Source organism: Rhodosalinus sp., from assembly GCF_046542825.1.
GTDB lineage: Bacteria > Pseudomonadota > Alphaproteobacteria > Rhodobacterales > Rhodobacteraceae > Rhodosalinus.
In genome coordinates this window covers 1-4,207 of sequence record NZ_JBKHAQ010000164.1, presented here as the reverse complement: position 1 = coordinate 4,207, position 4,207 = coordinate 1, and the positions used below count along the sequence as shown (strand labels likewise).

Annotated in this window: 4 protein-coding genes; all 4 read right to left on the bottom strand. The window is 70.0% G+C overall.

Translation table 11 applies throughout. The annotated features are described in order from the left end of the window. Nucleotides 1-80: glycosyltransferase (locus ACLFOB_RS14410; RefSeq protein ID WP_410926532.1), on the bottom strand; the 80-nt coding region annotated here is incomplete at its 3' end. 20 nt (nt 81-100) lie between these two features. Continuing rightward, nucleotides 101-1,267, bottom strand: coding sequence for a putative lipid II flippase FtsW (gene ftsW / locus ACLFOB_RS14405; protein WP_410915901.1), 1,167 nt, complete (start codon nt 1,265-1,267; stop codon nt 101-103). Nucleotides 1,268-1,501: 234 nt separating this feature from the next. Further along, complete coding sequence (murD, locus tag ACLFOB_RS14400) at nt 1,502-2,908, bottom strand: UDP-N-acetylmuramoyl-L-alanine--D-glutamate ligase (RefSeq protein WP_410926531.1); 1,407 nt, start codon at nt 2,906-2,908, stop codon at nt 1,502-1,504. A gap of 123 nt (nt 2,909-3,031) precedes the next feature. Beyond that, on the bottom strand, nt 3,032-4,114 hold the full coding sequence (gene mraY, locus ACLFOB_RS14395) for a phospho-N-acetylmuramoyl-pentapeptide-transferase (protein WP_410926530.1): 1,083 nt from the start codon (nt 4,112-4,114) through the stop codon (nt 3,032-3,034). Nucleotides 4,115-4,207: the final 93 nt, after the last annotated feature.

Sequence of the window (4,207 nt, the reverse complement as noted above, 5' to 3'; positions counted from 1 at the left end):
CGCCAGCCGCGCGCCAGCATCGTCTCGGCCAGCGCCTGCGCCGGAAACATGTGCCCGCCCGTGCCGCCCGCGGCCATCATGAGATGCGGCGCGGCGCCGCTCACCGCCGCCACCCGCGCAGGATGTCGCCGATCTCTCCCTGCGGCCGCGTCCGGGTGAAGGCCAGCAGCATCCCCACCGCGATGCCCATGGCGATCAGTGAGGAGCCGCCGTAGCTGACGAAGGGCAGCGTCATGCCCTTCGCGGGCAGCAGCCGCACGGCGACGCCCATGTTGATCATCGCCTGCACGCCGAACATCGCGGCAAGCCCCGCGCCCGCAAGCCGGATGAAGGGATCGCGCTCACGCGTGAGGCGCAGGAGCGAGCGCACGACGATGCCCGCGTAGAGCGCGATCAGGACAAGCACGAGGACGAGGCCGTATTCCTCTGCCGCCACCGCGATGATGAAGTCCGTGTGCGCATCCGGCAGCCACCACTTCACCTGCCCCTCGCCCACGCCCACGCCGAAGAAGCCGCCTTCGCGGATCGCGTTGGTGGCGTAGCCAAGTTGGGTGGTCGGATCGACCTCGGGCGTGAGGAACCCGTCGATCCGGCGCGCGAAATGCTCGGAGCTGGAATAGACGACGGAGCCCGCGATCACTACCGCGCCCGCCACGGCGAAAAGGATCGCCAGCGGCGCTCCGGCCACGAAATAGATCACGCCCCAGCCGAAGAGCACCAGCGCCGCCTGCCCGAAGTCGGGCTGCAGCGCCAGCATGAGCACGATCGAGACCATCAGCGCGAAGGTCCAGGTCTTGCCCGGCGGGCCGTTGATCTCCTGGCTTGCGGCGATCAGCCAGGCCGTGACGACCACGAAGGCGGGCTTCAGGAACTCCGAAGGCTGGAGCGAGGCGAAGCCCAGCGAATACCAGCGCACGGCCCCCTTGCCGAAATCGGTGCCGAAGACCGGCAGGAATGCCATCGCCACGAAGGCGCCCAGAAACCCCACGACCGCCAGCCGCCGCACCATGTGCGGGCTCATCATCGACACGACGAGCATCGCCATCAGCGCCATCGCGCCGAAGGCGGCCTGCCGCTCGACATAATGGAATGGACCGAAACCGTTGCGCTCGGCCAGCGGCGGCGATGCCGCAAGGCCCAGGAGCATCCCGATGCCGAAGAGGATCAGGACGCAGGAAATCGTCCACTTGTCCACGGTGCGCCACCACCGGGGAAGAATCGGCTCTCCGTCCCGCGCCGGGACGGAGCCGTGAACCATGTCCGTCATGCGCCTGCCGCTCGCTGCCTCAAGGTCGCCCCTTTGCGGGGTCTGACTGTCAGCATATCGAAAACGGCGCGGTCGCGCCAGTTCATTCCGTGCGTCAGCAGAGGCAAGCCCCACGGCACAAGCCGCGCCACATGCAGCCGACTTCCGAACGTGTTCCGGTTGCACGAACCCTTTCGGCGTGGTGCCCCTCGAGGCGGTCCGGCGCGGTCACTTCGCGAAGCTCCGGCGCAGCGGTCAGCCCCGAGCCAGACGGGCCCGGACCTCTGCCGTGAAATCCTCGCCGCGCCGCTCGAAACTGTCGTACTGGTCGAAGCTCGCGGCAGCGGGCGCCAGCAGCACGGTCTCGCCCGGCTGCGCATCCTCGACCGCACGCGCGACGGCGCGCGCCATCGTGGTGCAGACCTCCGCCTCGATGCCGGGCAGCTTCAGGGCGAAGCCCTGCGCCTCGCGCCCGATCACATAGGCGCGCACGACATGGGGCAGATGCGGCGCAAGCGTCTCCAGTCCGCCCTCCTTCTCCAGCCCGCCGCAGATCCAGCGAATGCGCGGGAAGGCGGCGAGCGCGCGGGCGGCGGAGGCCGCGTTGGTGGCCTTCGAATCGTTCACGAAGAGCACGCCGCCGGCCTCCGCCACGACCTGGCTGCGGTGCGGCAGTCCCGCGAAGCTGTGGAACGCCGCCTCGATCGGCCGCGGCCCGAGCCCCAGCGCGCGCGCCGCCGCATAGGCCGCGCAGGCGTTCTGATGGTTGTGCGCGCCGGGCAGGCCACGCACCCCCCGCAGGTCGATCGACGCCACCTGCCGCCCCTTGCGCCATTCGGCCAGGAACCCCTTTCGCGCGAAGACCGTCCAGCCCGGCCCCGCGAGCCTTGTCTCGACCGAGACGCGGATCACCCGGTCGTCACCCGGCGCCTCGGAAAGCTGTCCGGCCAGGAACCGCCCCTCCGGCTCGTCCACGCCCACCACCGCGCGGTCCGGCCCGCCCTCGGCGAAGAGCCGCCGCTTGGCCGCGAAATATCCGCCCATCCCGCCGTGCCGGTCCAGATGGTCGGGCGTCAGATTGGTGAAGACGGCGACATCGGGCGTGAGCGCGCGGGCAAGCTCGGTCTGGTAGGACGACAGCTCCAGCACGATCACTTCCGCCTCGCCCGGAGGGTCGAGGTCAAGCACCCCGCGCCCGATGTTGCCCGCAAGCTGCGCGGGGCGCCCCGCTTCCGTCAGCACGTGGTGCAGCAGCGCCGAGGTCGTGGATTTCCCGTTCGAGCCGGTGATCGCCACCACGCGGGGCGGCATATCGAAGCGGTCCCAGTCGCCCGAGCCCAGCGCGGCGAAGAAGAGGCCGACGTCGTTGTCCACCGGCACGCCGGCCGCCTGCGCCGCAGCCACCGCCGGATGCGGAGCGGGATAGAGATGCGGGATGCCGGGCGACAGGATCAGCCGCGCCACGTCGTCGAAGGCGCCATCGCGCGACAGGTCGCGCAGCGCGAAGCCCTCCGCCTCGGCCCCTGACCGCGCCTCGGGTCTGTCGTCCCAGACCAGCGGCTGTGCCCCGCCCTCGCGCAGACCGCGCGCCGCGGCGAGGCCCGAGCGCCCGAGGCCCAGCACCGCCACCGCCTGTCCTGCGAAGCCACCGACCGGGATCATCCCACACCCCTTTCATCGACCCCCGCGAGGGGGGCTCCGCCCCCGTCGCGCGCGTGCCGCGCGCGACTCCCCCGGGGTATTTGAAGACCATTGAAAGCACGGGCGCGCGGCCCGCACTCTCTGTCAGCGAACCTTGAGCGTGGCGAGCCCGATCACCGCGAGGATGAGCGAGATGATCCAGAATCGGATCACGATGGTCGGCTCGGCCCAGCCCTTCTTCTCGTAGTGGTGATGGATCGGCGCCATCAGGAAGACCCGCTTGCCGGTGCGCTTGAAGTAGATGACCTGGATGATGACCGACAGCGCCTCGACCACGAAGAGCCCGCCCACGATGGCCAGCACGATCTCGTGCTTGGTGGCGACCGCGATGGCGCCCAGCGCGCCGCCCAGCGCGAGGCTGCCGGTGTCGCCCATGAAGACCGCGGCGGGCGGCGCGTTGTACCACAGGAAGCCGAGCCCCCCGCCGATCAGCCCCGCGCAGAAGATCAGGATCTCTCCCGTGCCGGGAACGTAGTGCACGTCGAGATACTCGGTGAAGTCCACCCGCCCCACCGCGTAGGCGATCACGCCCAGCGTGCCGGCCGCGATCATCGCCGGCATGATGGCCAGCCCGTCGAGCCCGTCGGTCAGGTTCACCGCGTTGGCCGCGCCCACGATCACGATCATGGCGAAGGGGACGAAGAGCAGCCCGAGGTTCAGCAGCGTGTTCTTGAAGATCGGAAAGGCGAGCTGGTTCGCGAGCTCGGCCGGGTGCAGCTGCGCGGCCCAGACAGCCGCCACGGCCGCGATGGCGAAGCCCAGCGCGAGCCGCAGCCTGCCCGGCACCCCCTTCACGTTCTGGCGCGAGACCTTGGAGTAGTCGTCGGCGAAGCCGATCAGCGCGAAGGCAAGCGTGACGAAGAGCACGATCCAGACATAAGGATTGTCGAGCCGCGCCCAGAGCAGCGTCGAGGTGGTCAGCGCGCCGACGATCAGCAGCCCGCCCATCGTGGGCGTGCCCGCCTTGGCGGCGTGCGTCTCCGGCCCGTCAGAGCGAATCGGCTGTCCCTTTCCCTGGCTGCGACGCAGCACGTTGATCAGGGGCGGGCCGAAGATGAAGCCGAAGACCAGCGCCGTCAGGAAGGCGCCGCCGGCGCGGAAGGTGATGTAGCGAAAGAGGTTGAACACGTCCCCGCCGTCGGAAAGGAGCGTGAGCCAGTAGAGCATTCAGTCGTCTCCCGGGGCGGATCGCGGGGCGGGATGCCCCAGTTTGCGGATCGCGTCAACAACGGCCGCGAGCCCGGTGGAGAGCGAGCCCTT